Source organism: Nitrospira sp. (genome assembly GCA_024998565.1).
Lineage (GTDB): Bacteria > Nitrospirota > Nitrospiria > Nitrospirales > Nitrospiraceae > Nitrospira_A.
In genome coordinates this window covers 57196-83902 of the sequence record JACOEM010000015.1, presented here as the reverse complement: position 1 = coordinate 83902, position 26707 = coordinate 57196, and the positions used below count along the sequence as shown (strand labels likewise).

The window sequence follows — 26707 nt, the reverse complement described above, 5'->3', positions numbered from 1 at the left end:
TCAATGCGCCGCACTCGCAGTGTGCGGTTCATCCCCACTCGCGCGGGGAACACAAATACGTATTTTATGCTTGACCTCTCGTGTACGGTTCATCCCCACTCGCGCGGGGAACACTCAGACCCATTCCCCTGAAATTTCCCTAGAGACGGTTCATCCCCACTCGCGCGGGGAACACATTGTTGATTGCAATATAACAAGTACAAATAACGGTTCATCCCCACTCGCGCGGGGAACACCACACGCGTGCAAGAGGGCTAATCCGCCATTTCGGTTCATCCCCACTCGCGCGGGGAACACACTTCTTTCATCACATTGATCTACCAGGACAATTCATTGCCCATGAAATCTACCGACTGATTTTGCGAAAAGACACCCACTTACGATGACTGAGCTTGTTGAGTATTGGAGTCGGTTTCGGGAAGAAAACTGACCAGCTTCGCTCCATCGACCTCTATCGGAATTCGACGGTTTACGCCCAACGTGACGAAATCGAATCCCGCTTCATTATTACTGCGCCAGGCCATAACGGCATTCCCTTCTCCGATACCGGCTTCAACCTGGCTCCAAATATGATCTCTCACTTTTATCGAATAGTTGCCGACATAGACTCCAGCCCGGATCTCTAGGAGCCAGACTGCGAGCCGTCCACGAAGCCGAGGTGGTGCATTTTCAAGTACGATGACCAGCATCGCCGATATTCTCCTGATTGGGGATGGCTGGAGGCACCTGCTCTTCAAACGGAGCAGGCCGCGGAATTTCTCCTGCCGCCAACATCTCCTCAATGCCGGGAATGATGCGTTCCAGCAGTTTGGTCTGGCGGAAGCTGTCGCGACAGGCCAAGCGCACTTGCTGCTCGGCATTCAGCGGATTCTTGGCGGCAATCCGAAAGGCTAACGGCACGACAGTTTCAAATTTATAGATGTCGGCCACATCGTAGACGAAGGACAGGGGTTTTCCCGTGTGGATGAAGCCGATCGCCGGTGCGTATCCCGCTGCCAGCACCGCCGCTTCTGTCACACCATACAGACAGGCCGTGGCGGACGAAAGACAGCGATTCGCAATGTCGCCTTGAGCCCAGTCTTCCACATCATAGTTCCGCGCTTTCCATTGGACACCCACTTGCGCCGCTACCCGCTTGTAGGTTTCACGCACCCGAGCGCCTTCGATGCCGCGCAACTGTTCAATAGAACGACGCTGAGGTGGCTCCTCGCCGAACCTGAGTGCATACATCTTGCGCACGACTTTCAACCGCAATTCATCATCCAGGGCCAACTTGGCTTGGTACAGGAGGCGATCGGCGCGCGCGCCGCCGGGCTGTCCGGCTGAATACAACCGCACACCCGCCTCCCCGATCCATACCAACAGGGTTCCGACGCGGGCAGCCAACGCACAGGCTGCGTGAGAGACTCGAGTGCCCGGCTCCAGCATCAAACACACCACACCCCCAACAGGAATATGCGTCCGCACCCCGTTCTTATCCACCACCACAAAGGCGCCGTCCAAGACATCAAGGTGGCCGTACTCGATGTAGAGCACGGATAGGCGCTCTTTGATCGGGATGGGTTTCAACGGAGGCAAAATTTCAGCCATGCTGGGGCTCCAATCTTCTTCTCCTCAAGCTATCGGCGCCACAGACAGGAGCCCAAGTCCCAACGCTTTGCCATGTCCGATACCCGTCTGCAGCACCTTCACAAATGCATCCACGTCGGTAACTGTCATCACACCGTCATACAAGACCGAGAATATGCGGATACTGTTTCCCTGATGCTGCCGTCCGCTTAGCATCCGCTCGTGGGAAACCCGCACATCAACCCGTTCTTGCCCCGTTTCCGAAAGGTCAAAGGAAGACAGTTTTGGAAGCACAAACCCATGCGACTGCCCTTTTCGCTGAATCCAGCGTTCCTGTTCTACGAGCTGAAGCAACCCGAGCCGCTTACCATTTCGAGTAACGCACGGATTCGCCCGCAACCTAAATCGAAAGCGCTGGCCGACAGTGAGTGCATCAAACTTTAGGCGGCTCTTCAGATCAATGGGGGGATCAGCCTGCGCCAGCCAACCTTTGACGCCAATACCATCCCAGTTCGGAATCCTGCGGCTTTGGACAAGCACGCGAGGATATCCATCGGACCCCGTTTCTGGCTCATGTCGCCACAGCACTTCTCCTTCTGGACACTTTTGCTCAGGCGGACTGAATGCTCGACACAGACTCGCATGAAGCTGATAGGGGTCAGCCAAGTCGCGTCTGGCCTCACGACAGTGTGGATCAAGATGGATTCTATGGAGAAACATGCTTCACCTCCTGCGGAAACGAAATCCACTCTGAGCGCACAAACCGCGCGCCGAATCGCCGTTCAGCAAAAGAAGACAGCAGTTGGTCCATTTTGAGGACGCCGGAGCCATCTTCGGATTCGAGGGAGATCAAGAGCTTCTTAGGAAGCGCTTCCCATTTCCGCGATGTAGCGATCCATGGCCATCGCGACAAGGCTTCTAGCAACGGGATATCTAGCACAGCGTGCTCAATCCAAATTGGCTCGGATGGCACATAGGATTTCCGCCCCAGAGCCAGTGGCCAGACAGGATCACGCAACGCGGCATGAACTCTCTCGAGCAGTGCACGGTCATTGCCAGCCAACGCAACGAGAAATGCGGCATCCGCAAGGTAAAACCGATGTGAAACGACTCCATCCTTGGACTGACTGCCATCCGCCTTGATGATAGAGTCATTTCCGGCACATCCCGCTGTCTGGTAGTCGCGCTTAGGAACTCCAGGGCGATCGTGACGGACCCCCATCGACAAATGAGTGAGCGGCTGAAGATCGTCCCAGTTCTCCCGGTCAATTCCCATCGCAGCGGCGAGTATGCCCACGACACCAGATTTGCTCGGCTCTTTCCCGGTATCACGCTGATCAAACCGGCTGGTCGTTCCCCAAGACTGCAAAGGACCGACCAGTCGAAGTAACAGGGTGGGCATGATTTACTCCTTCACTGCAGCGAGGCTTTTCTCCAGCAATTCCTTCAAACTGTTTACCGAGGTTCCAAACCCATCGAGCTTGGTCTCCGTGAGATTCAATACAAAGGTCTGTCCATCACCGCCATACACAGCTCGCAGCTTTTTTGATTTATCGACCAGCTTCTCTGCGGACACTCTAGTCAGTGATTCGTCCTTGCGGGCACGAAGAGCCGTCTCAAAGGCATTGGCAAGATTTGACGGCGCCGTATTGCGACGAATGGACACCGCCACAAATTCCGGCTGATTGTGTGCTGCAAAGGTGTTTTGCTTGCCGGTCGGTTCGGCAACAACGAAACCTTCCAGAAATGCCTTCAACCCCTTCTCCGCAAGCTCTGCGTCACTTTGCAGATTGGCGTTTAGTTTCTCCCAGTCGACCACGGCATAGCGGTAAAAACAGGCCGAGTTGAATTCCACAGTTCCCATCATGTCCGCCCCAGCCGTGTCCTCCGGCTTCAAATCATCCACGGCCGTATAGAAATCGAACTCCCGCTCGACTGCGTGAGTCGAGATCGCGTGGGCCACCTGGCAGGCAGCGTGCTGGTTCTTCTCCGGCATGTCCGCAAGCATTCGGCCGAAGAGGGCCACATCCACAGCCTTGCCGCCGTTAAAGATGGCGATGATATGATCCTGAACTTCTTTCGGTGCACCGCCGGCAACCGCCTTTTTCCCTTTCCCTTTGGCTTTTTCTCCACCATCTTTCGCCTCAGGCACGATCTGATCCCAGAACCTGTGAATCGCCTCGGCCAAGGCTGCTACTTCTCTCTGTCCAAGAAAGAGTAGGTATTGGGTCTTGCCTCCTTCAGCGGATTTGAGCTTGACGTATGCCAAGGCTATTTCCGCCTTGGCCAAGGCATCCTCTTTTGTGCGCTTGCCAGCTAACAAATCGGCAATGGCTTCATAGACCCGTTTGGTTCGGACTGCGCGTTCTTCGGAACTGAAAAACCCTTCCTCTCTCTTTTGGTCGAAATAGCTGCGAACCGCCCGCTTCTGACATTGACTAGAGAGCCGCGCACGGCGGCTTCCCCCAAACCACGCATCTTTTGGAGCGCCCGTATCGTCCCGGTTCAAATTCGAGGGAGCAAAATTTTGCAGCGCGTGAATCTCGATCAAGGTTTTCATGCTGGCAATTCCTCCGGGGTAGTCAGTTCCGTTTCTGTATCGTCTTCCAGGTTTCGATAGAAGTCTTGCGCCCACCCGTTCTGAGTACGCCTCCGATCATCGTTCCAATACAGCAGACCGCTCAGAAGCGCATCGAAATCTATGGGTTGATCTTTAAGCAGCGCAATCATCTGACGCAGATGGTGCGGCAACTGATCGCCATCGGAATCAAGCAGTGTAATGAAGCGCCGTTCGGTGCTGGTCGACCCGCTAGCCGCCTGATGCGCGGCGCACGCCCTTCCAATGGAAATCAGGCTATCCGGTCGACCCTCCCGCCAGTGGGCGGCCCAAAGACCTGCAACCAGGTAGTGCATCTCCCTTCGCCATGGGTCGCTTTCGCCCTTCACAAACGGCTCAACGTAAGGGTAGGCGGGCACGAAAGTCCCCGGCTCAAACGCCAAGCTGCGCCGTAGCACGGCCCGCACTTTGGTGTCCTTTTTATTGAGCTCCTCCAACCACTCAATGAATCTGCTCATGCTCCCTCCATTGTCGGTGTGAGTTTAAGGATTTGCTCGTCGAGTTCTCTCAACTTAGCCCGCACAGGCCCTTCAGCTTTCACCAACGCGCGGATGGCCCACGCATCGCTTGTAGATACCGAGATACGATGTTGCTCCCAAGATTGAATCAACGCATCTTTGACAAACCGCAACCACTGACAGCGAATATCCTCGGGGTCGCGGTCAAAGGAGTACTGCTGCAAAATCTCATGAAAACGGGCCTCCAAGACAGACCAGTACAGAGAGTCTGTGGGCATTTGAACTACGAATTTCTTAACATCGCTAGCGTCGGGCTCTCGTTCTCCTCGACTGAGAAGATTGCGGGCGTAGGATCGACATGCCAGCCAGAGATATTTCTGTACGTCCTCTGCTTCCTGAAGAAGCTGTCGTATTTCTGTTCGGACGGAACGATTGCCAGTTAGTGCCTCCGGCAGCGCGAACCTCTCCATACGCCAATACTCGATCTTTGCTTTGTTGTTCGCTTGACCGAGAACCAATACCGATCTCGGGAACCGCGCCAAATTTGACCGAGTTAGTCTAAGTGCGTGCTCAATCACTTGGGGTGCCAATTGAGACTGGTCGGGTAGCAGCGAATCAAAGTCTCGCCATAGACCTCGGTCTCGAAACTGTATGGGCAATTTCCCGTGCTTGTCATGGATTCTATAGCTCAGCATAGGATCCACCTGATCCACAGAGGAGTCTTCAACGCCGGAAGCGAACGCCAGCTTTTCGACACGACCGAAATTGTCTTGAGCTAAGCGGATAGACCTGATTCGCCAGGTGTACCGGTCGGCAAAGCCACTTGATGCTCTCTTAACTCCCTGTCGCAATGCATCAACCGCTTCTGGTTCTCGTTCCCATAGAGGACGGTCGCCACCAGCTATTTCTCTATTTTCTGGGATGAGAGCAAAAAGTAGGGTGTCCTGAAGATCAACCCCCAGAGGTAGAATAATTGCAGCCGTGGCAGAAGGAGCTGTGCCAGTATGAGCAAGTTCGCTCTTGCCACAACTCACGGAGAAAGTTTGGGTGGCTAGAATCCAGCAAGCAGCAGCAGATTCAGAAATGGTCCCCGGGGCCTCAACGTCCACATGATCGAACAACACCTTAGCATTGTCAGCATTGTGCTCGGCGGCAAGTACGGTCCAAGATCTCCATGTACTTGGTTCAAAGTTTGGAATCTGTCCAAACGGATACTTCTCATCGAACAACCAGAAGCGATCTTTCCATTTTCTTAGATAGGCTCTGACTTTTTCACTAGGCAGTCCATCCCTGAACAGATTTTTGGCTTGATCGATGTCAGTCGGTCCCTCCAATGCTCGGTACAAGACGGCGAGCAAGAATCGGTGCAGAGCAGCCACGACCAGTGGTGACTGATGTTCAATAGCCGCGATTTCCCGAGCCCGCAACAGGGTATCTTGGGTCCCCAACTCCTGTCGGCTTCCATCGAGAAAACGAACCGGAATCCACTTCTCGTCAATTAGGTTGAAACGGCTCATTCGCTCTCCTTTGCCTCGTACACCAGTCCCAAGTCGTTATCAAGTCGCACGGTAGCATTCTCAATCCATCGACCATCCTCGCTTAGCCGCAGCGGGAAGCAGTTACGCAGGAGCGGCGACTCCTTCCAGCCCTCCGGCACTCCCAACTTTCTAAGTTTTTGGACTACACCATCTCGTGTGAGACTCATGGCGCGAAGGAACCACGTTTTTGACTGATCGAAATCCGGAATGACATTAGAGTCGTAGCTGTCTTCCGACCACAAGGGAATCACAACAACCGAATCTTCACCCAGCCTGGTCTGTGCCATGAGGGTGCGATGCACGCCCGGCTCATCTTCGTCGTAGAGTACAAATCGCGCGGGATCGTTCCAAGACGCGTCATTGGGAAAGCCTATGATGGCCTGATTTGCCTGCCCTGTATGAGCAATCATCTTTCCATCGCTGGTCATCAAAGCTTTGTCCAATCGATCCTGCACTGACTCAGGCACGCCGACCTGCTCCTCGTACACCGCCTGAACAAGAGCATCGATCTCATCCGGAAGTGTGAATTGCTGCTTCCCTCGCAGGAGGTTCCACGTACGCAACAGGATGTCCTCGCTGTAGACCTTGCCCCACCAGAGCGGTTTTCCAAACGAGGGAGGTGCGTCGCCGGCAAGCCCCGCGACCAGAAGAAACGGTTCGACCATCGGCCTGACTGACCGCGCATGTCTCCACAGCCGCCCTGCACGTTGGAGCACAAGATCGATGGGTGCAAGGTCAGTCGCGATCACATCAAAATCCACATCAAGGCTTTGCTCTGCCACTTGAGTCGCGATCAGAATTTTTCGGCCGGTTCGATGGGTAGATACTCCAAAGGCCTCTAGCGCCTGCTGTTCACGCTGTTGTCGCATGTCTGCCGGAAAGCGAGCATGAAAGAGGAAGACTTCCGTTCCATCTACCAGGCGCTTGCCAACATGTTGATCTCCCCGCCTCACAGGCTCACCGTCGGGAAATAGCCGGTATAGGTCCTGGGCCCGTTGAACCGTATTGAGGAGAACCAGGCCCATTCCCCCCATAGTAAGGTGCGCCTCTAGGGCGACACGCATTTCGGGTAAGGTCGGGGGAAGAATTTGCAGTCGCACTGTTTGGCGACGTGCCGGATCAGCCTGAAAATGTTTCTGGCGTACTTTCTCACCATGTTGAAAAACAGATAGGCGCGGATACTCCACCTCTTGCTCAAGCCATGTTGTGGTTACGACAGTGGCTAATTTTCGACGAATCGATGGTGGCAGCGTCGCGGAAAGAAGAACTACGGATGTTCCAAGTGCGAGAAGCCAGCGCAACAGGTGAATGAGGAGTGTGCCCGTATAGGCGTCATAGGCATGAATTTCATCAAAAACGACCACTCGATTCGCGAGCCCCCAGAGACGGACAAAGTTGTGCCGCACCGGAAGAATGGGCAACAGAGCCTGATCTATCGTTCCCACTCCATACTCAGAGAGTAACGCCCGCTTCTTATTCGTAAACCATTCCCCGGCTCTTACCTGCCCTTCCTTCTCGTCCCAGATGCCAGACACTTTCAAGTCCTGAAATGCATTGTTAAGTAATGCGCCACCATGTACCAGCTGGATATCGAGATTTCTCTTAATTCCCTGGTCACGCAGGAATTTGAGTGTTCGCGTGAACATCGCATTGCCCGTAGCTTTCGTCGGCAGGGCTACATACAAACCGCGATGCCCAAATCTCCTCTGTAATTCAAGATGAGCAAAGAACGCTGCTTCGGTCTTGCCCTCACCCATTGGAGCCTCTAAGAGCAGAATGGCAGGGGCTTCCAATTCGGTCAGAGCCTCGGCAACGGTTTGCTGTAATGGACGCGGCGCAAAGCCAAACACATCCGTGAAGGACTTTGGCTCTTGGGTCAACGGGGTTCTGTGCCCCCATCCCATGGCATTTAACGCTCGTTCGGCACGAGTTCTTCGCGACTCGAACCACGCGTTCAAGTCGCTGCAGTCTGCGGGCCTTCCAAAGGGAAACTCCTCTTCGTTTGAACCGATCCAATCGGCAAAACTCGTGAGCCCCGACAACAGCATGAAGTCAGGGCCAGATAGAGTTTCCTTTGTGGGCCTAGTCGTCGGCTTGAGAACATCTAGAAGATTTTCTATGAGTCCATGGCGCACATCCCTCCACCCAGGTTTTCCAGTAGCCCTCCGATCCCCCATCAGATGATTTAGGATGCTTGGAGCAGCTCTCTCTCCGTGATGGCATCCCACGGCATCGGCTACTAATTCTGCCAATTGATCTGGCCATCCCTGGTCTATAAGCCAGGAGCCCAACTCGATCTGACTCACAAAGGCGTGATTGATGTCGGTATTGGGGCTTCTTCCTGCATCCAGGCCAGACAAATTCTGCCATTTGCACTGAAAGCCTGGGCAAGCCTTACCCAAGTCATGGCAAGCCACCAAAAATAACAGCCAAGGCCTTGCTAGCTCCCACGGCAATCCTAAGATCGCGCCCATCCTTGAACGAGTCGACTCCGGTTCGCGGTGCAGAAGGGCCTCTGCACTTGCAGCCACGTCCAGCATGTGCAGGATCAGGGGGTGCCACCGATCGCCCTCCTCCCTTGACGTTTTTGCCCAAAGATTTCGTAACGCGTGATCCATCGCCTACATATTTGAATAGAATTGGTTTATGCGACGAGATGCTCTCAAAAACGTCACAGGTTCACATAGTTCCTGACGTTTTGAGATACAGACAACCCACTTCTCCTGCCCACCTTCGTGGGCTCTGTCAGGTTGCGCGCGCGATGTTGGCTGTGAATGTTCCTCCGCGGCGGCGAGTTTCTGAAACGGGCTGGATAGTCCGACAAGCGCCAGGGCTGCTAGTGCCCGGCAGAGGTTGCGTCGATGTATCACGTATCCTCCCGTGACCGGCTGTAGAGGGCAGCGCACTGTAGCAAGAATTGCCGTAGCCGTCCCGCGCAAAGTTCGACATTCCATCCTAGATAAATACCTAGGGCCTCTACTTCGTGACGCGTCTCTCGTCTTGCAGGCAGACGTTCAATGAACATTGTGAATTGAGCATTGAACATTCCCGGGATACCCGAACGATGCGTCACAAGAAACGTGGCCTGGCCTACCCGCTCTTACTATCGGCCATATGCCATAAGCCATTTGCTCTGCGCATTCGCCCGACCCTACCACTGCGGTGTGACATCCGGGGTCACAGTTTCGGGCGATCTCGTTTTTTCTCACGACACGACGTTCCAAACGCCGACACGCTTGAAATACCGGCATTCTCCCCTCCTTCTCCGTTGACAGATTTCTCCTTAAGGACTACCGTACCGCCATATTTTTGCATCGTCTTGTTCATCCTGACCCTGTCCCACCGACCAAGGAGGTACGTATGGCAACGACCACGTCGTCATCCAGCAGCAAACCGAAGGGCCTATCCCTGCACATCGGCCTGAACGCCGTGAGCCCCGCCGCATACGGTGGCTGGAGCGGCGACCTGGCGGCCTGTGAGTTCGATGCCAAGGATATGGCGGCGATCGCCGCCTCGCGCGGCATGAAATCCACGGTGCTGCTGACCAAGAAGGGAACACGCGCCAAGACCCTGGCGGCCATGCGCAAGGCCGCAAAGACACTGCGGAAGGGCGATCTCTTTTTTCTGACCTATTCAGGCCACGGCGGACAGGTCCCCGACGTCACCGGTGAGGAAGCGGACAAGCAGGACGAAACCTGGTGCTTGTACGACGGCCAGCTGATCGACGATGAGTTGTACTTCGAATTGAGCCGCTTCGCGGCGGGCGTGCGAATTCTGGTGTTCTCCGACAGCTGCCATAGCGGCACCGTCACCCGCAACATGCCCCCGCAGTTCGATCCCAACACATCGATCAGGCGCTCGAAAATGATGCCGATCTCCGTCGGCCTCCGCACCTATCGCGAGCACCAGAAGTTCTACGATACCTTGCAGCAGAACGTCGCCAAAGCGGCCGGCAAGGCCTCTGTGGCCGATCCGGATAGCGTGCTCGCCCAACTAGCCGTCAGTCCGCGCTTGACGGCGATCGCGAAAGACTTCAAGGCATCGGTGCTTCTCATCTCGGGCTGCCAGGATAACCAAACCTCCATGGATGGCGAGCAGAACGGCGCGTTCACCGAACAGTTGCTGAAGGTCTGGAACCATGGGAACTACAGCGGGAACTATGCCAAGTTCCACGCCGCCATCAAGGCGGGATTGCCGGCCAGCCAGTCTCCGAATCTCTTTACCCTCGGGGCAGCCGCGCGTTTCGTGCGCCAGCGACCCTTCACGGTGTGACGACAACGACCGACAGGAAGGAAAGTCATGAAGATGAAGCGGCTGATCGGCATGACAATGATGGTCATGGCGCTGCTCATGTCCGACGCCATTGAAGCGGCAGACCTGACCGGCGCCTGGAAAGGGCTGCTCAGCAGTGCCGACGGCAGCCAGGCCGAAGTGCAAATCGATTTCAGCCCGCAGGGCTTTCCCCTCTACTCGTACACCAACAACAAGGGACTGACGCGGCAAGTGGAGCTGTCGCAGGTCGGTCAAACGGTGGAATACGTTCCACCGGGAGGCGGCGTACAACGGATGGTCGTGAAGCGTGTCGAGCGGGGGCAGGGGCGATTGTCGGTCGGGATCGTCGGCTCCTTCGAGCGGGCAAGCCAAGGCTATCTGGATCAACGGCAGGAAGCGGCGCTGTTCGAATATGCCCTCGTCCCCGGCGGCCTCAAGATGCGGGTGACCACCAGTTCGATCTCTCACTTCGGCGACAAGGACTTGATGGTAGGAGGCGATCCGGACGCCGTTGTCGCGGAGGGGGTCCTGCAGAAGTTGCGTTGAGGCGGGCGCCGGAGAACGGTCGACCGCCTGCGTGACCGGAAAGGCATGCGGTCCGGCGCCCCTCCGGTCACACAGGTACGCGTCGCCATCATCGGGCGGCGCTGATGCAGGAACGAAACCGGATCAGCGGCCCTTCTTCGCGTTCTTTTCCGCGCGTTTTTCCATCATCGTCTTCGCCGGCTTCTTCTTGGTCGCTTTTTTCTGCTGCATGCCCTTCGCCATAACCAGCCTCCCGTGTTAAATGAATACGCCCCGTGCATGTCGGGGATGCACGTTCTTACACGCAATCCGGCAGAAAAGGAATAGCGCAATCTCATGGCAGTGCCATCTCCCGTATCTTTCTCCGACTCGCTCACTCCGGCGCGACGCACCGCCTTTTATGAACGGCATAAGCGCATCGCAGTGGCGATGATCCTTCTTGTCTTCCTGCTCCCGTTCTTCGGCGTCTATGTGCGCGGCTTGATCGGCGCCGCGGCGGGCGTAATGATTTCAGTCTTGTGTTATTACCTCACGCCTTACCTGGTGCTCAAACTTAACGGAGAGACAAACCGATAAGCACGCCCGGGAACAACGACCGGGACGGCTGCTGAAATTCTGTCTTTGCTATTCCGATCAACCGACCTGCCATACAATGCTGCTGTACGTGAGCTGGTTCACGACAGGAGGGATCTGGAATGTTTCTGCCCGCGCGATTATTCGGTTCGAAAAACCGTCGCACTCCCCTGCAACTGACTCCACGGCGGCTCACCGGGCAATCCGTCGATGAACAGATCCGGCGTCTCCAGTCGGCATGGGGCGATGTCCTCTCGCTGCCGATGTGTCTCGGTGCCCTGGCTCTCTATGAATGGTGGCGCTGGTTGTTCTCCATGCCCCCGAATCCTTTGCTCCTCACCCTCGTGGCCGCCGTCGCCATTCATGCCACCTGGCGGCGCCGCGCGGTCTATAAAGCCGAATTGAAACTGCTCCGCCTTGGTCGCGGCGATGAACCGACCGTCGCACAAGCGGCAGAGCTGCTGCGATTGACTGCCGTTCGCCTCCTACAGCAGATCACGAACATCCATATCCCCTCAACGATCCTGTCCCCGATCCGCCGTGCGCTCTCGCCGGCGAATGGACTCGCCAAACGTCTCGCTGCCCGCTGGTAGGCAGGCTGCGGAAAAACCAGCTCTACGCCATCAGCCATACGCGCTCACCCCGGACTATTCATGAATACCTGCTCCGGCGTCCGATCCGCTCGCCCAACGGGGTTTTTCTCGTTCGGCCTCCTCGACGGACTGCCAGTACGCCTGCGTCGGCCTTACGGGCGAGAAACCCCGGCGGGCTTCAGTCTCAAACGCCTCGCGACGGCATTCATGGATAATCCGGGGTAATCCTCGCGAGGTACGTTTCACGTTTGACGTTTCACGCTCATCCTGCTCGGCAGGGGCCCGCCCCCGTCTTGCTTGACAGCCCGAAAGCCCATCCACGACAATGCCGCCATGGCACCGCGCATCATCATCGAACGCCTGGAGTGTTACGGCCGCTGTGGGGTCACGGAAGAGGAACGCGGCAAACCGCAGTTGATCGCGATCGATGTGGAGCTGGAAGCGGCGGTCGACGCCGCCGGCCTCTCGGATCGCCTCGATGAGACAATTGATTATGCCCGGGTCGCGGAACGCCTCGTGGCGCTCAGCGGTTCGTTGACCTGCCGCCTCCTGGAAACCCTCGCGGAACAGCTGGTCGGGATGCTCTTCTCAGAATTCCCGGTCGACCGGGTGCAGCTTTGGATCCGAAAACTCCATGCGCCGTTGGCGATGGTCGCCGGCTCAGTCGGTGTTCGTGTGGACCGGACTCGCACCGCGCAGCAGGCAGGACCGAGCCCCGCGCCGTTTCTGACGCAGCAACTGGGGCGCCTCCCCAAAGGCCGGGTCCTGGATGTCGCGGCAGGCCGTGGACGCCATGCCCTGCATCTGCTGTCCCATGGCATGGAAGTCGAAGCCATCGATCGAGACAGTCTCGCACTGACGGCGCTGAAAGAAGCCGCCGGGGAACGGCACCTCTCCGGCCTCACGACGCGGGTACTGGATTTGGAAGAAAAGCCCGACCATCCCCCGAGCTTGGGCCGGGAATGTTATGATGCCATCGTCGTCTTTTTTTACCTGCATCGTCCCCTCTTTCCGGTGCTGATAGACGCGCTGAAACCGAACGGCATCTTGATCTACGAAACCTTCAGCATCGAGAATTACTTCCGTCACCAGCATCCGCGCCGATGGGAATTCTGTCTGGCGCAGAACGAACTACTCCGATTGACCGCCCCGCTTCGCGTGCTCCATTACGACGAGGGCGAACATGACGGGGGCCATGGCAGCGGGCCATGCTACACCGCGCGCTTGGTCGCGCAGAAAGCGGGGCCTGAACTACCACGATGAGTCGCATCGACCTTCACCTCCATACCACCCATTCGGACGGCAGCTTTTCCACCCGCGACGTAATGGCCTTTGCCAAGCAGGCCGGCCTCACCGCGCTCGCGATCACCGACCACGACATTGTCGAGGGGATTGCGGAAGCCACGGCCATCGGGGCCGAACTCGGCATCGAAGTCGTCCCCGGGGTCGAAATCAGCTCGCGCCTCGGCGAGAGTGAACTCCATATCCTCGGCTATTTTCTGAACTGGACCGATCCGCTCCTGGCCCAACGTCTCAGCACCTTGCGGGACAGCCGCCACACACGCAATCCGAAGATCGTCCAACGCCTCAACGAGCTGGGCATCCCGATTACCTATGAAGAAGTGCGGGCCCTGGCCGGTACCGAATCGGTGGGCCGCCCACACATCGCCCGGCTCTTGATGGAAAAAAAGTTCGTCACGTCGGCCAAGGAAGCCTTCGACCGCTATCTGGCCAACGGCCGCCCGGCCTTTGTCGATCGTGAGTTGCCGGAACCGGCCGAGGCGGTGCGATGGATTCGTGAGGCCGGCGGCGTACCGGTGCTGGCGCATCCGACCTGGGTGAGAACATCCGCAGACGGCTTGCGCACCCTGGTCCGCGACCTGAAAGCCGCCGGACTGGGAGGCATCGAAGTGCACTACAGCACTCACACACCCAGCCAGACCACCGAATACCTTGAGCTGGCCAAGCAGTGCGACCTCCTCGTCACCGGAGGAAGCGATTTCCACGGTGTCACCAAGCCGGATATTGAGGTCGGCATCGGCCGGGGTCAGTTGAAGGTTTCCGAGAAACTGCTCGATCCGCTCAGAAAAGCCGCAACCTCGAACTGATCTTCCGGCGGCAGCCCGGCGATCACCCCATCGCCTTCTCCGGGACCGATCCCTCTCCTGTCTCCAGGGTGCACTATTCCCTCGTTTCGTTGACACTCCAAGACCTTGGGTTACACTGAGGAACAACTACGCACGACTCCAACACATGACCACATCCTGGGGCTGGATCGGCCCGTATTTGATCGTCATCATCCTTGCGATTATGGTCGGGCCGTTACTGGCCACTCTTCCGCTGTTCACACACACATTTCTCCAGCCGTTACGCATGAACGTCGCGCAGGCCGTGCGGCTGATCGCCGACGGGATCTGCCTGTTGATGATCTGGCTCACCGCGACCCGGGCCAGGCAGGACCTGCACGACAACGGCAAGGGGCAAACCTTTTTCCGCGCGATTCTGTTTCCCTCCGCGCTCCTCCTGATCGTCCTCGTGGCCACTCGCGCCTATGAGGCGCACGGCGTTCCGGTGCTCGGGCCCCCCAAGCAACCGCTTTACAACTGGCTGATCACCGGCGGCTTGATCGGCGCGGCCATCTGGCTGACGTTCGCCTGGGTTCGTCATGCCGAGGCGCTGACCCGGGCCTTCGCCGGTCGTCCACGCCATCGTGCGGTTGAAGAAGAAGAGGCGCCGGCAGGGGCGACCGGAGAAACCCGCGCGACCGCCGACGCGGTTACTCCCAACCCGGCCCGTGCAGGCGGCACCGTGATCATCCGCAATGGAGCCACCGTCCCGGACACGCTGGGCCGCTACCAGGTCGTCAGGGAACTGGGTCGTGGCGCCATGGGTGTCGTCTACCTGGGCAAAGATCCGACGATCCAACGCCACGTCGCCATCAAAACCATGCGGCTGGACGACATCGACAACGAGGAGGAGCTCAAAGAATTCCGGGACCGCTTCTTTCGCGAAGCCGAATCGACCGGACGGCTCTCACACCCCAACATCGTCACGGTCTATGACGCCGGTGAGCAGGAGGGTCTCGCCTATATCGCGATGGAATACCTCGAAGGCACCCTGCTCAGCTGCTATTGCCAGAAATCCACGATCCTCCCGGCCAAGCAGGCCTTGCAAATCGTGGCGACGGTCGCCGATGCCCTGGACTATGCGCACAGCCAAGGGGTCATCCATCGCGATGTGAAGCCTCCGAACATCATGATCCTGAAACAACGCCTCGTGAAGGTGATGGATTTCGGCATTGCCAAGATGGCCAGCGGCTCGAAGACCCAAACCAGCATGATTCTGGGCACACCGCGATACATGTCGCCGGAGCAGGCCACGGGAAAAGATGTGGACGGCCGGTCCGATGTTTTTTCCCTCGGCATCGTGCTCTTCGAATTGTTGACCGGTGAACGGCCGTTCGACGCGGAAAACATGCCGGCGCTCGTCACGCGCATCGCCAAAGCTCCGCATGCCCCGCTGATGAAATACCGCCGCGATCTTCCCACCAGGGTCCAAGCCATCCTCGATCGCGCACTCCAGAAAGAAATTCCGAACCGATACCGACATGCCAGCGATATGGCGCAGGACCTCCGTGACGTGTTTCAGATCATGCCGAGGTAGGCCCGACCATGCACTCCTTGTACGTGACACATGGAGCGACCTCCGACGTCGGGTTGACCCGCGCGCACAACGAAGATCGCTTTCATGCCGATCCCTCCGCCGGTCTCTTTGTGGTCTGTGACGGAATGGGTGGCCACCGTGCAGGAGAGGTCGCCAGCAGCCGCGTCATCGACATCATTCCACGCCACCTGGCGGAGGCCGGAGCCGACCCGTCTCTCCCCCTGATCGGCGCCGTACGACCGGAGTTCTCATCCGCCACCAACCGGCTGGCGAGCGCCGTCCGGCTGGCCAATCACAAGGTGCATCAGGAGGCGGCGCGTCATGCCGAATACGCCGGCATGGGCACCACGGTCGTGGCGGCCTGGCTGGTCGGGCCGATCCTCTCGATCGCCCACGTGGGCGACAGTCGCCTCTATTTGATCCGCGGCAATGCGCTGCAACTCCTGACGACAGACCATTCTCTGGTCCAGGAGCAGGTGCAGTCCGGACTGCTGACCGCCCATGACGCGACGCGCGCACCGCACAAGCATGTGTTGACCCGCGCCGTCGGCGTGCATCCTCTGGTGGAGGTCGAGCTGGGAGAACTCCCCGTGTTGGACGGCGATATGTTCCTCCTCTGCTCCGACGGCCTGACCGCCGGCGTTTCGGCCGACACGATCCTCCGCGCCGTGCAGGAGTCTTCCGATCCACAAACCGTCTCCGACCGTCTCATCGCCCTGTCGAATGCCGCCGGGGGCACCGACAATACGACCGTCATCGTGGCGATGCTCAGGCAGCGCAAGCCGGGCATGTGGTATCGCATGTGCGCACAGTTGTTCTCCGCACCGACCACCGAATCATCCTAAGGAGCGACCATGTCCCAGCACCACCCAACATCACCCACGCTCCTCGTGAAGGTGCCGCAGGGCGGCACACGAGAACTCGAGGTCTCGCGCACGCCGTTCACGATCGGGCGAAAGCACGACAACGATCTCTGCCTGGACGACCTCGCGGTCTCCGCCCACCATGCCCGGATCGTCCAGGTGCAGCAAGTGCTGTTTCTCGAAGATCTGACCAGCACCAACGGCACATTCGTGAACGAGCAGAAAATCGACCGGCGACAACTACGCGACGCCGACAGCATTCGTCTCGGCACACACCGGTTGATTTTTCGTGATGTGCACCCGATCACGGCGGACACGGCCGGCACCGGCGAGAGCCTGCTCACCGACGAAACGATGGTGGTGTCGCGTCCGATGGGCGGCGAGCGCCCGCAGGCGGAACAGAAAATCGGCGTGGTGGAGATTCTCTCGGGAAAGAGCGGGCACGCACAGTATCACCTGACGAAACACGTGTCGCTGATCGGCGCGCAGGACGACGCTGTCATCACCTTGACCGGGTGGTTTGCGCCGAAAACAGCCGCGATGATCAGCCGGCGCGGCGAAGGATACGTGGTGAGCCAGACCGAGAGCGGAAAACGTATTCTCGTGAACGGCCGGCACATTCAGGGGGAACACGCGCTTCGCAACGGAGATGTGGTGGAAGTGGCCGGTCTCACCATGCGTTTTTTGCTGCGCGACCCGAAGGGGAGCCTCATGCGGGCTAGTTGAGCAACCGACCCCGTTTCGGCAGGAGTTGAAAACACTGGTCCGAGACTTCCTGGGCATGAGATTCCAGACACTGCACCAACGCCCCGCCGCCGAGCGGCACCTCCCGACAGAACTGCCTTCGATCCGCCTCACAGGCCATACGCAGCTGTTGCATCGCCTCTTTCATCCGCACGAGCCGTTCCCGTAGCATCGGCCGGCATGGGGCGGAGAGTTCTGCCGCCTTGCGTTGCAGACAGGCGCGCCGCTCCCCTTCCTCCTCGGGGCACAACGCCTCGATTTCCAGGTCGCATTTCAGATCCCTTCCGAACGGCGCACGCACAGGTTCAGCCGGAGGATGTTCGCGGGCTTCGGTTTGTACGACCGGCGCCGGTTCCCGCACCACCACCGGTTGCGAAACCGGCTCCGGGGTCGGCTGGGCTTGAACACCGGTATGTGCCGGAGCAGAAGGTGTCGCAGGTTGCGTCGGGGAGAACACCGGTGTCGGCTCGGGGGCCAGGTCGCTCTGCGGCAGCGTATAGAGCACCAGGCTCCAGACTGCGCCCAACACCACACAACTGAGTACTGTTACGATCACGACGGAAGCGAGTCGGGATGGGCCAGCCAAGGAGCTCCTACGGGATGTGAAATCGATCCTGCCCGATCAGCGGGATGTGGGAAGCGGCTTCCCATTGTCGCTTCGACGCGTGCGGCGGGGCGGCACACATGGGATCGTCCGGTAACCGCCGCTCAATTCTCGGGCGCTTCGACGATGTGGTTCTCGAAGCGGGTACACCCTTCAGCCAGCAATCGATTGGTCAGCATTTCCCCCGGCCATTCGATCGGGAGGTCGGCCGTGAACACCCATACGTCGGGCGACGTCCACACGGGACCGTGGTCCTCCGGCAACTCCGGATCGAAGAGATCGGTCCAGACCGGCATATACACGCCGTTGCCGCATTGCGTGTGCAGATGGACGATCGTGCGCGCCCGTACCATGGGATCCAAATCCCGCCAGACTGCGGCGGTTTCGTCGGCCAACCGGTGCAATCGCACGGCATTCTGCGCGTCGAACAACGCATACGACGCATAGACCGGCACCTCCAACGTGTCCGGGGCCAGCGCCAGCTCGGCGCATTGCGCGACGAGCCCTTCCAGCAGCGCCCGACGCTCCGGTTCCTCGAGCGAATCCGGCAGGCCGGGATCAGGCAGGCCGATCAATTGAAAGAACAGAAACGCCGTGTTTTCAACCGGCGGATGGAGACGCGATGCAATCGCCTGAGTGCGCTGAGAATCCGCAATACTCACGAGATGTTCGTTCAACGTCTGGAGGGTCAATCCTTCGAGGGTCGCGTCGGTCAGGAGACGGGGTTCCACCCGCACGACCACACCGGCCGGAATCTGCAAATGTCGATGCAACAGATCCGCCGTCGCAACGGGGTCGATCTTCAATCCGAGCGGCAACCCCAGGTTGGCTTGGAGCGGTAACTCCAATGCGGCCATCAAGGCATACGCACCCTTGTCGTCATCCGGCCCGTCCATGATGACGGCACACGAGGCCTCCGCCACCAAATCAAACATCCACTCCGCCATCTCCTCGTCGAGCGCGGCCAGGACGGTCAACAGATCCTGCTCGCGTCCCTGCTCGATAAACGCTTGCAGGGTATCGATCGCAGCATCCGTATCCCCATGGTCATGGCGACGGGCGTTGATCAAATGAATCAAATCCCTCGTCAGCGGATCCGGTCGTGACCAACTCAACATGGCCGGCCTCCCATGTCGATATACAGTCTTACTGAATGGTCTGTGTTCATCCTGTGGTCCATGTTGCCAAACTTTCCAGAACGTGGCAAGCGCGAATGCGGTTCTTCATCGATCTTACTGGAGGGTCTGTCGGAGTCATCTGACCGACAGCGCTTTGAGGCATCACTCCCCGATGACCTTCACCAGCACACGCTTGCGCCGCCGTCCATCAAACTCTCCGTAAAATATTTGTTCCCACGGCCCGAAGTCCAGCTTCCCATCTGTAATCGCGACCACCACCTCCCGCCCCATGAGCTGACGCTTGATGTGCGCATCGCCGTTGTCTTCCCCGGTATCGTTGTGGCGGTACGTCGCCTCGTGCGGGGCGAGGCGCTCAAGAAAATCGTCATAGTCGCGCAGCAGCCCCGCCTCGTCGTCGTTGATATACACGCTGGCGGTGATGTGCATGGCATTCACCAGCACCATCCCCTCCCGCACCCCGCTTTTCCCCACCACGGCCTCGACCTGCGGCGTAATGTTCACGTATGCGCGCCTGGTCTTGGTTTCAAACCAGAGTTCTTCTCGATAGGACTTCATCGTCGTCACATTCAGGGTGGTGGGCGATTCTGCAACGAGGATGTTCGAACTTGCAAGCCCTTGCGCAACAAGTCACCCCTCACGCGCTCCGCCTCTGCGGGCGCAGGCACGGAAAACCCGGAAGCGTACTCGCTGGGATATGTTGAGGACTTTTTCGGGCCGAGAACGACGCAGATGATCGTGGATCGTTTGCCGCAGTAGAACGGTCATGTCGGACAGACTCCCGGCCGGCCGGTCCTTGTCGCGGAACCTTCATGCCCTCTGCCGCTTTGTCGAACAAAATTGACAGGCTGTGGGACGGGTGATAAGTACCTACGAGTAACAGACCCGCGCCTTTGTTTCGAATGAGGAGGTCCTCCGATGGTTTCATCTACGGGCATTCCTGCCATACGCAGCGAGTGGACGAACTGGCATCTCCTGTTCGCAAGTCAACCGGAGCCGGATCTGGAATTCACCGAGGAAGACCTGGATGAATCGGTGCCGCCCCCGGCGCCGCCGATGAACTCGCCGAAGCGATCCGGCAACAAGCCGTTGCTCTGGATTCTACTGCTCCTGCTGGTGGGAGGAGTCGGCTACGTTGCCATGGACCCGGATGGAGCCATGCAGCTGGTTGAACCCTATCTGGGTGGCGGCGCAGAGCCCGCTCAACCCGTGCTCCAGAAACCGCCGGTCAAGGCTCAGGCTCCGAAACAAGCTCCGACCGTGGCACCACCCGCTCCACCGGTGGTAGCCGACAACAGTGCCCCGGCCCCGGCGGATGTGCCCGCGCCATCATCGGCGCCATCGTCCGCCTTGCCGGTGCCCGCAACAGCCGCACCGGCCACGCCGGCTCTCCAGCCGGCAGCTTCAGCCCCCAAGCCCGCAGCTCCGACCGTGCGCGTCGCCGGTCCGCTCTATGCGGAAGGTCAACGGGTGACGGTCATCGCCGACCCGACCAGGCCCAAGTCCCCCGTCCCCCTCTTCGTTGACGCCGTCGGCACCAAGACCAGCACGACGGTGCTGGCGGGCGCCACGCTCACGATTCTGGATGGCGATTACCAAAAGCGCGGCTGGGTCTACTCGGTACGCGCCCAGGATGGCCGAAAAGGCTGGATCCCTGAGCGTAGCCTCAGGCTGAAACGCTAAGCACACGATCGTTTTTCATGCCCCGGATGACGGCCCGTTCCTCAGTGGGACGGGCCGTCGTCTTTTCTTGTCGGCACACCCTTGTTATAATGCCGCGCCCACACGACCGACAGGCCGACATCCAACGAACTACGCACAGGGATGCCCGAACGACGACCATGAGCGAACTACGCGCCATCATTTTTGATTTCGACGGAGTCATTGCCGACACCGAGCCGCTGCACTTTGCCGCCCTGCGACAGGTCCTGGCCGGCGTTGACATCTCACTCACCGAAGCGGAGTACTACACCGACTACCTCGGCTTCGACGATCGCGGCTGCTTCCTGGCGGCCTTGCAGTCCCACCAGCGCCAGGCCTCTCCCTCACTCCTTGGCGAATTGATGGAGCACAAGGCCCACGCCTACCTCGCCGCCGTCAAACAACATCTGGCGATCTTCCCCGGCGTGCGCGAACTGGTTCATGAGGCCGCCGCCCGATATCCGCTCGCCATCGCCTCGGGCGCGCTGCGGAATGAAATCGAATTGATTCTGGACGAGGCCGGTCTTCGGAAAGCCTTTCTGCACATTACCAGCGCCGAGGACGTGACCCGTGGCAAGCCGGCGCCCGATCCCTTCCTCCACGCGATGGCCGGATTGAACTCACAAGCGAACCGACCCGCACTGTCCCCGAACGACTGCCTGGTCATTGAGGATTCCCTGCCCGGAATCAGAGCCGCACGCGCCGCCGGCATGAAAGTGCTGGCTGTCGCCAATACCCACACCGTGCAGGATCTCGGAGAAGCCGACGCCATTACCCATTCGCTTGCAGATACCAGACTGCAGGACCTGCAGGCGCGCCTGTGGGGAGCGGCTCAAGGCCGCCCATGAGAATTTGTTCGCTGGTGCCGGGCGCCACGGAAGTCGTCGCGGCCTTGGGCCGCCAAGACAACCTGATCGGGATCAGCCATGAATGTGACTTTCCGCCGAGCCTCGCAGACATCCCGGTGATGGTGCGTCCGCGCATCGAGAGCCATCACCTCTCCAGCGCTGAGATCGACCAGCAGGTCGGCGCGCTGCTCGCCGCCGAGGCAGGTCTCTATGAATTGGATGAGACCCGGCTCTTGGCTGCAGGACCGGACCTGATCATTGCCCAGGCTCTGTGTGATGTCTGCGCCATCACCCCGTCACAGTTGGAACGGGTCGTTCATGCACTTTCGCCGCCGCCTCGCCTGCTCACCCTCAGTCCCGGACGACTTGATGACATCCTGCGGGATATGGAAACGATCGGAACAGCCATCGGGCGGGAAGAAGCCGGAACGCAATTGTCCGCGGCACTCCGCGGCAGGCTCGACACCGTGCGAGCCACCGTGGGCGTTCAGGCAACGCGCCCCAGAGTCGCCTGTATCGAATGGCTCTCGCCGCTCTACACCGCAGGCCACTGGGTTCCCGACATGGTGACCGCTGCAGGGGGCATCGACGTTTTGGCGCAGGCCGGCACGGCCTCCCGGAAAATGGATTGGGACACACTCGCGGTCTCTGAACCGGACGTGATCGTCCTCATGCCCTGCGGATTGACCGTCCCGCGCACGAAAGCCGAACTCGCAAGCATGACGGCGCATCCGCAGTGGCAACATCTTCCCGCCGTTCAGAGGGGAGAAGTCTACCTGGTCGATGCGCTCTCCTACTTCAGCCGCCCCGGCCCACGACTGATCGACGGCGTGGAACAACTTGCCGCCATTTTGCACCCAGCCTCTTATGGCCGCCGCCTCCCCGCCTCCGTCGAACGACTTGAGGGACAGACGACGCACTCACACTGATGACACGATGATGACACCAGCTGAAGCCCAAACCTACTGCACGACCCTCACCAAAAAAAGCGGGAGCAATTTCTACTACTCCTTTTTGTTTTTACCCAAAGCCCGCCGCGAAGCGATGTACACGGTCTACGCCTTCTGCAAGGAGGTGGACAACGCCGTGGACGAGCCGCCCCCCGGCAGTCATCCGCAGGAGGAATTGGCCCGTTGGCGGCGCGAGCTGGCCGCCGCCTACGACGGCACGCCGACGTTGCCCGTCACCGTCAGCCTTGCCCGGCACGTACGGGAGCTGTCCATCCCGCAAGCCTATTTCGAGGAACTCATTAAGGGCGTCGAGATGGACCTCACCACCACGCGGTACGCCACGTTCGACCAACTGTCCCTCTACTGTTATCGGGTCGCGTCGGTGGTGGGATTGATCTGCCTGCACGTGTTCGGCACCACCTCCCCGCGCGCCCAGGACTATGCCGTCAATCTCGGCATGGCCTTTCAATTGACCAATATTCTTCGCGACCTGGGCAACGATGCGGAATGCGGTCGCGTCTACGTGCCGCAAGAAGATCTCGCTCGTTTCGCCTACCGGGAGGAAGATCTCCTGCACCGGCGATACAAGCCGGAATTTACGGAGTTCATGCGGTTTGAAGTCGGCCGTGCAAAGGAATTTTACGCCAAGGCGGCGCGGGCGCTCGATTCGCTGCCGCGCGCCGAACGCCGGGCCCTGACGGTCGCGGAAATCATGCGCGGTGTGTATGGCCGGATCCTGCAACGGATCGAGCAGTCCGGTTACCGCGTCTTGGGAGATCGGGTCACGCTGACTCCGAGCCATCGGCTGGCCGTGGCAGCGGGCGTGTGGTTGCGCTCCCGCCTTCCCTCTTCGACTCCATGAACCGGACAGTGCTCATCCTCGGCGGCGGGATCGCCGGTCTGACGGCAGCCTTGCACCTCGCCGCCGACGGCCATACGGTCACCGTGATCGAGCAGGCCGACCACCTGGGAGGGCGACTGTGCCACGCGCCTCCGCCGCTGCTCCTCGAAGCCCACACGGCCACCTGGTCGCTGCTCAAGACCCTCGGCAAAGACACCGCCGCCAGGCGGCTGCGACACACCCCGCTTGAATTTCTTCAGGCGACGGGCGCTCACATCCAATTTCTGCACCTTCCCCTGCCGTCCCCGCTCAACACTCTCCTCGGAACCACCCTGTTCCAGGGTCTGTCGATGCGGGACCGCTGGCATCTCCTCTCCTTCCTTGAACGCACATGGGAACAGGATCCTCCGTTGCCGAACGATCTCGACACCCGAGCCGCCGACGAGTGGCTCGCGAGCATCGGCCAGTCGGAACAGGCCCGGCAGGGTGTCTGGAACAGCCTCGCCCGCTTGTTGCTGGGGGCGGCACTTCCGCAGGTCTCCGCAGAGCTTTTCATGCGCACACTGCGGCGCTGCTTTCTGACGGGTGCCCGCGCCACGAGGTTGATCATTCCGCCTCACGGACTCGATTCATTCCTGCTCACGCCGCTTCGAGCGGAACTTGACCGGATAGGAGTCCGGTGTCGGCTGAACACGACGGTGACGCAATTGCACTTCACCCAGGATCGTGTCGCCCATGTCGAACTGGCAGACCGCACGAGGCTCACCGCCGATTGGTATATCGCCGCGTTGCCGCACCATCGGCTCACGCCGCTCTTGCCGGAACGGGTCGTGACGCACTATGCCTATTTCCAGCAAATCAGCCGCCTGAGTGAGTCTCCTCTGGTGATCGTTCGCCTGCACCTGGCGCAACCGGTCGAACACACACAACTCATCATGCTGGAGCGCAACCGGTTTCATTGGATGATCCGGCACGCAGACGAGGAACGGCATGAGCAGGCAACTGTGTTGTGGGCCGTCGCAGTGGATGAGCCGGACCTGTTGCCACAATCGAAAGACGACCTCGTTCACCTGACGCTGAAAGACATGGCGAGAGCGTTCCCCGGCGGCCCGCTTCCCAAACTGATCGAGGCGGACGTCATTCGTCTCCCGTCGGCCATACTCACCACGAAACCGGGCACGCAACAGTGCCGGCCGCTCTCACCCAGTCCGTTTGCCAATTTTCTCGTCGCCGGCGCTTGGACCGATACCGGCTGGCCGGCCAATCTGGAGTCCGCAATTCTCAGCGGCCAACGCTCCGCCGCACTCGTTCCAGCCGACGCATCATGACTCGTGTTGCGCGCAGACCGCTCGCGCGGGACCACGTTGACATCCCCCAATACCGCGACTAAGATTTGGTCGCATTCGAAGGGAACGTCTATGTCTTCATCCCTGACCACCCTGCAGGAACTCGCCGACTCGCTCCACAACTGCCAACGTTGCCCGCTCGCCAAGCTCGGTCGACGCCAGGTCGTGTTCGGCGTGGGTAATCCGCATGCCTCCGTCATGTTCGTGGGGGAAGCACCGGGATTTCACGAGGATCAGAAGGGGGAGCCGTTCGTCGGCGCAGCCGGCCAATTGCTCAACGACTTGCTGGAGTCAGCAGGGCTCTCGCGCGCGGATATTTACATCGCCAATGTGATCAAATGCCGCCCGCCGAATAACCGCGACCCCGAACCTCAGGAGGTTGAGACCTGCAAACCGTTTCTCTTGCAGCAGATCGCCATGATTCGGCCGAAGCTGGTCTGTTCGCTGGGCAATTGGGCGACGCAGACACTTCTGGAGCGTAAGGTCGGGATTACGAGAGTACGCGGGCAGGCGTTTTATTTGAAGGAATTCGTGCTGTTTCCCTTGCTCCATCCCGCGGCAGCGCTGCACCAGGGAACCATGCTGCAGCCTTTGCGGGAGGACTTTCAGAAGCTGAAGGAGTTTCTCGACCGGCACAGCCAGCCTCCTGCGACGCAGGAGGGAGCCGCTTCGAGCCCCACCGGGACATTGCGGATCGATCCCCCGGCTACGACCGCGCAACAAATGGATTTGTTCGGGTCATAGCAACCGCGCGCTGAAGCGACTGAACCAGAAACGGCAGCCCGTCCTGATCCGTCACCGTTGCCGTTCAGGTGCGGGCGGGATCCTTCACGGCATCGGGGGTTGCCGCCTCTTCCGCCGTGGCTTCCTCCGAGGACTCCTCTTCTTCCGGAGCGCCGAACCAGGCGACCAGCATCTCTTCCCACCAGGCCTCATCGATTTCAGGGCCTGGATCGACACCGAGAAACGCCACATCGTCGGCCGAAATGCCCTCTCCGACCAGGTGCGGCTGGAACTTCGCGCGATCGATCACTTCCTTCGTGGCGTACCCGCCTAAGATCCAGGAATCCGGATCCGCCCGCCTGGACTTGTATGCCTTGAGGTTGAGCTTCAGGTACATGAAGACCTGCTGCTGATGCTCGTCTCCGACCCCGCTCTGGGGCAGGCTGAGTGTCTTTTCGATCTTTTTTCTCCAGTGCCGGTCCTCGTATCGCGAGGTGATCAACTGCAGCATGGTCTTTCCGAATTCGGCATCAAGAGACATGGTCTGTTCCCTTACTCTGTTCTGATGATTGTTCGCTTACCGGCCGTAGGTACCGGTGAAGGATGCTTTGCTGATGGCGTTCTGATTGAGATAGTACCCGACCATCGCGCCGGAGGCCTCTTTCTTGAGCGGCAACTGATCCACCTTCAGCGCGAACACCGTGAAGATATACCGGTGCGGTTTATCTCCCGGCGGTGGACAGGGCCCGCCAAAGCCGGGCTGACCGAAATCCGTCATGCTCTGAATGCTCCCTTGAGGCGCGCCGGTACTCTCCGGCTGCCCCGCTCCGGCCGGCAAGTGCATCACGCCCGGAGCAATATTGAAGATGAGCCAATGCCACCAGCCGCTTCCCGTGGGGGCATCAGGATCATAGACCGTCACGGCAAAACTCTTCGTGTCTTTCGGCGCATGCTCCCATCGCAACTCGGGCGATACATTGCCGCCCGTGCAACCGAAACCGTTAAACACATGTTCATTGCCGATGGTGCTCTGGTCCTTGATCGTCGGACTGGTCACCTGAAATTCCGCTGCTCGCCCGACCGCAGGAACCACCAGCAGAGCACAGATCATCGAGGCCATCAGTCGTCGCATCACGTACCCCC

At 59.2% G+C, this 26707-nt stretch carries 28 protein-coding genes and 1 CRISPR repeat array; of the genes, 15 read left to right on the top strand and 13 right to left on the bottom strand.

Features of this window, described 5'->3' with window-relative positions; genetic code table 11:
- Positions 1-24 precede the first annotated feature (24 nt).
- Positions 25-297: direct repeats of the CRISPR family, unit length 29 nt; unit sequence CGGTTCATCCCCACTCGCGCGGGGAACAC.
- Between the two features lie 80 nt (positions 298-377).
- From cas2 to cas3, 8 genes are read right to left on the bottom strand one after another with little or no spacing between them, the layout of a single operon-like run.
- Positions 378-689, bottom strand: a complete 312-nt coding sequence (cas2, locus tag H8K11_18825; protein MCS6265803.1) for a type I-E CRISPR-associated endoribonuclease Cas2 — start codon at positions 687-689, stop codon at positions 378-380.
- Entirely contained in the window at positions 670-1590 is a 921-nt protein-coding gene (gene cas1e / locus H8K11_18820) for a type I-E CRISPR-associated endonuclease Cas1 (protein ID MCS6265802.1), read from the bottom strand. The genes cas2 and cas1e overlap by 20 nt, the downstream gene beginning before the upstream one ends.
- A gap of 24 nt (positions 1591-1614) precedes the next feature.
- Positions 1615-2289 (bottom strand): type I-E CRISPR-associated protein Cas6/Cse3/CasE, encoded by a 675-nt coding sequence (gene cas6e / locus H8K11_18815; protein MCS6265801.1) that lies wholly within the window; start codon positions 2287-2289, stop codon positions 1615-1617.
- Entirely contained in the window at positions 2276-2971 is a 696-nt protein-coding gene (gene cas5e, locus H8K11_18810) for a type I-E CRISPR-associated protein Cas5/CasD (GenBank protein MCS6265800.1), read from the bottom strand. Before cas5e ends, cas6e begins: the two co-directional genes overlap by 14 nt.
- A 3-nt stretch (positions 2972-2974) precedes the next feature.
- Positions 2975-4129 carry a type I-E CRISPR-associated protein Cas7/Cse4/CasC gene (cas7e, locus tag H8K11_18805; GenBank protein ID MCS6265799.1) on the bottom strand — a complete coding sequence of 385 codons (1155 nt, stop codon included), beginning with the start codon at positions 4127-4129 and terminating at the stop codon, positions 2975-2977.
- Positions 4126-4644 carry a type I-E CRISPR-associated protein Cse2/CasB gene (gene casB, locus H8K11_18800; GenBank protein ID MCS6265798.1) on the bottom strand — a complete coding sequence of 173 codons (519 nt, stop codon included), beginning with the start codon at positions 4642-4644 and terminating at the stop codon, positions 4126-4128. Before casB ends, cas7e begins: the two co-directional genes overlap by 4 nt.
- Positions 4641-6161 carry a type I-E CRISPR-associated protein Cse1/CasA gene (gene casA / locus H8K11_18795; protein ID MCS6265797.1) on the bottom strand — a complete coding sequence of 507 codons (1521 nt, stop codon included), beginning with the start codon at positions 6159-6161 and terminating at the stop codon, positions 4641-4643. The genes casB and casA overlap by 4 nt, the downstream gene beginning before the upstream one ends.
- Entirely contained in the window at positions 6158-8800 is a 2643-nt protein-coding gene (gene cas3, locus H8K11_18790) for a CRISPR-associated helicase Cas3' (GenBank protein MCS6265796.1), read from the bottom strand. The genes casA and cas3 overlap by 4 nt, the downstream gene beginning before the upstream one ends.
- Before the next feature lie 742 nt (positions 8801-9542).
- On the opposite strand from cas3, the gene H8K11_18785 reads away from it, so the two are divergent.
- The 9 genes from H8K11_18785 (at position 9543) to H8K11_18745 (ending at position 17397) form a co-directional block, all read left to right on the top strand.
- Positions 9543-10454, top strand: a complete 912-nt coding sequence (locus H8K11_18785; GenBank protein MCS6265795.1) for a caspase family protein — start codon at positions 9543-9545, stop codon at positions 10452-10454.
- A gap of 27 nt (positions 10455-10481) precedes the next feature.
- Entirely contained in the window at positions 10482-11000 is a 519-nt protein-coding gene (locus H8K11_18780) for a hypothetical protein (protein ID MCS6265794.1), read from the top strand.
- 315 nt (positions 11001-11315) lie between these two features.
- Positions 11316-11555: a hypothetical protein gene (locus tag H8K11_18775; GenBank protein MCS6265793.1), complete on the top strand. Its 240-nt coding sequence runs from the start codon at positions 11316-11318 to the stop codon at positions 11553-11555.
- A 119-nt stretch (positions 11556-11674) separates the two neighbouring features.
- Positions 11675-12145, top strand: coding sequence for a hypothetical protein (locus H8K11_18770; GenBank protein MCS6265792.1), 471 nt, complete (start codon positions 11675-11677; stop codon positions 12143-12145).
- A 333-nt stretch (positions 12146-12478) separates the two neighbouring features.
- Positions 12479-13408: a dihydroneopterin aldolase gene (gene folB / locus H8K11_18765; GenBank protein ID MCS6265791.1), complete on the top strand. Its 930-nt coding sequence runs from the start codon at positions 12479-12481 to the stop codon at positions 13406-13408.
- Positions 13405-14253: a PHP domain-containing protein gene (locus tag H8K11_18760; GenBank protein MCS6265790.1), complete on the top strand. Its 849-nt coding sequence runs from the start codon at positions 13405-13407 to the stop codon at positions 14251-14253. Before folB ends, H8K11_18760 begins: the two co-directional genes overlap by 4 nt.
- Positions 14254-14398: 145 nt before the next feature.
- A complete protein-coding gene (locus H8K11_18755) occupies positions 14399-15808 on the top strand; it encodes a serine/threonine protein kinase (protein ID MCS6265789.1) in 1410 nt (469 codons plus the stop codon).
- Between the two features lie 8 nt (positions 15809-15816).
- Positions 15817-16653, top strand: coding sequence for a Stp1/IreP family PP2C-type Ser/Thr phosphatase (locus H8K11_18750; protein MCS6265788.1), 837 nt, complete (start codon positions 15817-15819; stop codon positions 16651-16653).
- 9 nt (positions 16654-16662) lie between these two features.
- Positions 16663-17397, top strand: coding sequence for an FHA domain-containing protein (locus H8K11_18745; GenBank protein ID MCS6265787.1), 735 nt, complete (start codon positions 16663-16665; stop codon positions 17395-17397).
- Here H8K11_18745 and H8K11_18740 read toward each other — a convergent pair.
- The 3 genes from H8K11_18740 to H8K11_18730 all read right to left on the bottom strand — a co-directional run bounded on the left by H8K11_18740 (position 17390) and on the right by H8K11_18730 (position 19713).
- Positions 17390-18001, bottom strand: coding sequence for a hypothetical protein (locus H8K11_18740; protein ID MCS6265786.1), 612 nt, complete (start codon positions 17999-18001; stop codon positions 17390-17392). The genes H8K11_18745 and H8K11_18740 overlap by 8 nt on opposite strands.
- 122 nt (positions 18002-18123) lie before the next feature.
- Positions 18124-19137, bottom strand: a complete 1014-nt coding sequence (locus H8K11_18735) for a hypothetical protein (GenBank protein MCS6265785.1) — start codon at positions 19135-19137, stop codon at positions 18124-18126.
- A gap of 162 nt (positions 19138-19299) precedes the next feature.
- The gene (locus tag H8K11_18730) at positions 19300-19713 is read right to left on the bottom strand and encodes a YjbQ family protein (protein MCS6265784.1); all 414 of its coding nucleotides are present in this window, start codon (positions 19711-19713) and stop codon (positions 19300-19302) included.
- Between the two features lie 360 nt (positions 19714-20073).
- On the opposite strand from H8K11_18730, the gene H8K11_18725 reads away from it, so the two are divergent.
- The 6 genes from H8K11_18725 (at position 20074) to H8K11_18700 (ending at position 25585) form a co-directional block, all read left to right on the top strand.
- Positions 20074-20838: an SH3 domain-containing protein gene (locus H8K11_18725; protein ID MCS6265783.1), complete on the top strand. Its 765-nt coding sequence runs from the start codon at positions 20074-20076 to the stop codon at positions 20836-20838.
- Positions 20839-20996: 158 nt separating this feature from the next.
- Positions 20997-21704: an HAD family phosphatase gene (locus H8K11_18720; GenBank protein MCS6265782.1), complete on the top strand. Its 708-nt coding sequence runs from the start codon at positions 20997-20999 to the stop codon at positions 21702-21704.
- On the top strand, positions 21701-22633 hold the full coding sequence (locus tag H8K11_18715) for a cobalamin-binding protein (protein MCS6265781.1): 933 nt from the start codon (positions 21701-21703) through the stop codon (positions 22631-22633). Before H8K11_18720 ends, H8K11_18715 begins: the two co-directional genes overlap by 4 nt.
- Positions 22605-23516: a presqualene diphosphate synthase HpnD gene (gene hpnD, locus H8K11_18710; protein ID MCS6265780.1), complete on the top strand. Its 912-nt coding sequence runs from the start codon at positions 22605-22607 to the stop codon at positions 23514-23516. Before H8K11_18715 ends, hpnD begins: the two co-directional genes overlap by 29 nt.
- Positions 23513-24823, top strand: coding sequence for an FAD-dependent oxidoreductase (locus H8K11_18705; protein MCS6265779.1), 1311 nt, complete (start codon positions 23513-23515; stop codon positions 24821-24823). Before hpnD ends, H8K11_18705 begins: the two co-directional genes overlap by 4 nt.
- Before the next feature lie 90 nt (positions 24824-24913).
- Positions 24914-25585 carry a uracil-DNA glycosylase gene (locus H8K11_18700; protein ID MCS6265778.1) on the top strand — a complete coding sequence of 224 codons (672 nt, stop codon included), beginning with the start codon at positions 24914-24916 and terminating at the stop codon, positions 25583-25585.
- Positions 25586-25649: 64 nt separating this feature from the next.
- Here the strand turns inward: H8K11_18700 and H8K11_18695 are convergent, their stop codons facing one another.
- Positions 25650-26105, bottom strand: coding sequence for a hypothetical protein (locus tag H8K11_18695; GenBank protein MCS6265777.1), 456 nt, complete (start codon positions 26103-26105; stop codon positions 25650-25652).
- Positions 26106-26141: 36 nt separating this feature from the next.
- Entirely contained in the window at positions 26142-26696 is a 555-nt protein-coding gene (locus tag H8K11_18690; protein ID MCS6265776.1) for a YbhB/YbcL family Raf kinase inhibitor-like protein, read from the bottom strand.
- Positions 26697-26707: the final 11 nt, after the last annotated feature.

Coding starts and splice junctions, on each gene's coding strand:
- cas2 (MCS6265803.1), bottom strand. CDS start 689: ATGCTGGTCATCGTACTTGAAAATGCACCACCTCGGCTTCGTGGACGG.
- cas1e (MCS6265802.1), bottom strand. CDS start 1,590: ATGGCTGAAATTTTGCCTCCGTTGAAACCCATCCCGATCAAAGAGCGC.
- cas6e (MCS6265801.1), bottom strand. CDS start 2,289: ATGTTTCTCCATAGAATCCATCTTGATCCACACTGTCGTGAGGCCAGA.
- cas5e (MCS6265800.1), bottom strand. CDS start 2,971: ATGCCCACCCTGTTACTTCGACTGGTCGGTCCTTTGCAGTCTTGGGGA.
- cas7e (MCS6265799.1), bottom strand. CDS start 4,129: ATGAAAACCTTGATCGAGATTCACGCGCTGCAAAATTTTGCTCCCTCG.
- casB (MCS6265798.1), bottom strand. CDS start 4,644: ATGAGCAGATTCATTGAGTGGTTGGAGGAGCTCAATAAAAAGGACACC.
- casA (MCS6265797.1), bottom strand. CDS start 6,161: ATGAGCCGTTTCAACCTAATTGACGAGAAGTGGATTCCGGTTCGTTTT.
- cas3 (MCS6265796.1), bottom strand. CDS start 8,800: ATGGATCACGCGTTACGAAATCTTTGGGCAAAAACGTCAAGGGAGGAG.
- H8K11_18785 (MCS6265795.1), top strand. CDS start 9,543: ATGGCAACGACCACGTCGTCATCCAGCAGCAAACCGAAGGGCCTATCC.
- H8K11_18780 (MCS6265794.1), top strand. CDS start 10,482: ATGAAGATGAAGCGGCTGATCGGCATGACAATGATGGTCATGGCGCTG.
- H8K11_18775 (MCS6265793.1), top strand. CDS start 11,316: ATGGCAGTGCCATCTCCCGTATCTTTCTCCGACTCGCTCACTCCGGCG.
- H8K11_18770 (MCS6265792.1), top strand. CDS start 11,675: ATGTTTCTGCCCGCGCGATTATTCGGTTCGAAAAACCGTCGCACTCCC.
- folB (MCS6265791.1), top strand. CDS start 12,479: ATGGCACCGCGCATCATCATCGAACGCCTGGAGTGTTACGGCCGCTGT.
- H8K11_18760 (MCS6265790.1), top strand. CDS start 13,405: ATGAGTCGCATCGACCTTCACCTCCATACCACCCATTCGGACGGCAGC.
- H8K11_18755 (MCS6265789.1), top strand. CDS start 14,399: ATGACCACATCCTGGGGCTGGATCGGCCCGTATTTGATCGTCATCATC.
- H8K11_18750 (MCS6265788.1), top strand. CDS start 15,817: ATGCACTCCTTGTACGTGACACATGGAGCGACCTCCGACGTCGGGTTG.
- H8K11_18745 (MCS6265787.1), top strand. CDS start 16,663: ATGTCCCAGCACCACCCAACATCACCCACGCTCCTCGTGAAGGTGCCG.
- H8K11_18735 (MCS6265785.1), bottom strand. CDS start 19,137: ATGTTGAGTTGGTCACGACCGGATCCGCTGACGAGGGATTTGATTCAT.
- H8K11_18730 (MCS6265784.1), bottom strand. CDS start 19,713: ATGAAGTCCTATCGAGAAGAACTCTGGTTTGAAACCAAGACCAGGCGC.
- H8K11_18725 (MCS6265783.1), top strand. CDS start 20,074: ATGGTTTCATCTACGGGCATTCCTGCCATACGCAGCGAGTGGACGAAC.
- H8K11_18720 (MCS6265782.1), top strand. CDS start 20,997: ATGAGCGAACTACGCGCCATCATTTTTGATTTCGACGGAGTCATTGCC.
- H8K11_18715 (MCS6265781.1), top strand. CDS start 21,701: ATGAGAATTTGTTCGCTGGTGCCGGGCGCCACGGAAGTCGTCGCGGCC.
- H8K11_18705 (MCS6265779.1), top strand. CDS start 23,513: ATGAACCGGACAGTGCTCATCCTCGGCGGCGGGATCGCCGGTCTGACG.
- H8K11_18700 (MCS6265778.1), top strand. CDS start 24,914: ATGTCTTCATCCCTGACCACCCTGCAGGAACTCGCCGACTCGCTCCAC.
- H8K11_18695 (MCS6265777.1), bottom strand. CDS start 26,105: ATGTCTCTTGATGCCGAATTCGGAAAGACCATGCTGCAGTTGATCACC.
- H8K11_18690 (MCS6265776.1), bottom strand. CDS start 26,696: ATGCGACGACTGATGGCCTCGATGATCTGTGCTCTGCTGGTGGTTCCT.